2 protein-coding genes are annotated in these 1,286 nt (G+C 46.5%); both read left to right on the top strand.

The window, feature by feature from the left end; genetic code table 11:
• On the top strand, window positions 1-739 hold a 739-nt coding region (locus tag K2I50_RS05765), incomplete at its 5' end, for an AAA family ATPase (protein ID WP_301025258.1).
• A gap of 94 nt (window positions 740-833) precedes the next feature.
• A partial coding sequence (locus tag K2I50_RS05760) for a DEAD/DEAH box helicase (protein WP_301025257.1) occupies window positions 834-1,286 on the top strand: 453 nt, incomplete at its 3' end.

Raw genomic sequence — 1,286 nt, 5'->3', positions numbered from 1 at the left:
TGATGTGGCCAAAGCAGAAAAAGGCATTGTATTCATCGATGAAATCGACAAAATCGCACGCAAAGGCGACAATCCGTCAATCACGCGCGATGTAAGTGGCGAAGGAGTACAGCAGGGTCTTCTCAAGCTCCTTGAAGGCTCGGTTGTCAATGTGCCGCCACAAGGAGGCCGAAAACATCCCGAACAGCGTATGATTCCTGTCAACACCAAAAACATCCTGTTTATCTGCGGAGGTGCGTTTGACGGAATCGAGCAAAAGATAGCCCACCGACTGAATACCCATGTCGTAGGATATTCAACCGACCAGGGACGCCAGCGCATCAAGCGGGAAAACTATCTTAAATATGTAATGCCTCAGGACCTCAAGTCGTTTGGCCTCATACCCGAGATTATAGGTCGACTCCCTATACTCACAAATCTTGAACCCCTTGATCGCGAAGCTCTGCGTCGCGTACTTACAGAACCGAAAAATGCAATCGTACGCCAGTACCAGAAATTATTTGCAATGGATGGCGTAGAACTCACCTTCGATGACGCTGCTCTCGATCTCATTGTCGACAAAGCCATTGAGTATAAACTTGGAGCACGAGGACTGCGGTCAATTGTTGAGACAATAATGATTGACAGCATGTTTGAGATACCGTCATCCGACGACCGATCATTTACCGTAACGCGTGAATATGCATTGGAACAGCTTGAAAAAGCCAACTTTGAAGCCGCTCATTCCGATGCAAAATAAACACCGCAACGATAAAATTTCAGTATATATCCGAGATAATCAAATAAAATTTTAATTTCGCCACGATTCGGCGCATAAATCCCCGATCACTGCCATGCCAAACAAGTCGTCCTTCCTCACCGATGAGCTGAAAAAGCATTTTGGATTTGACACATTCAAAGGCAACCAGGAAGCCATTATCACCTCTCTGATGGAGGGGAACGACACATTTGTGCTTATGCCCACAGGCGGTGGCAAATCATTATGCTATCAGCTGCCGGCATTACTGATGCCGGGCACTGCGATTGTGATTTCGCCACTGATTGCCCTGATGAAAAATCAGGTGGATGCAATGCGTAGCTTCAGCGAAGTCGATGCCATAGCACATTTCTTGAACTCTTCACTGTCGAAAGCGGCGATAGAAGAAGTCAAGGCCGATATCCTTGCCGGCAAGACAAAGCTGCTGTACGTTGCGCCAGAATCTCTTACAAAAGAAGACAATATTGAATTTCTAAAAACAGTACCCATTTCTTTCTACGCAGTCGATGAAGCTCACTGCATATCGGAG

Source organism: Muribaculum sp., from assembly GCF_029051885.1.
Lineage (GTDB): Bacteria > Bacteroidota > Bacteroidia > Bacteroidales > Muribaculaceae > Muribaculum.
The sequence above is the reverse complement of the archived record's forward strand: the minus strand, read 5'-3'. Positions and strand labels throughout refer to the sequence as shown.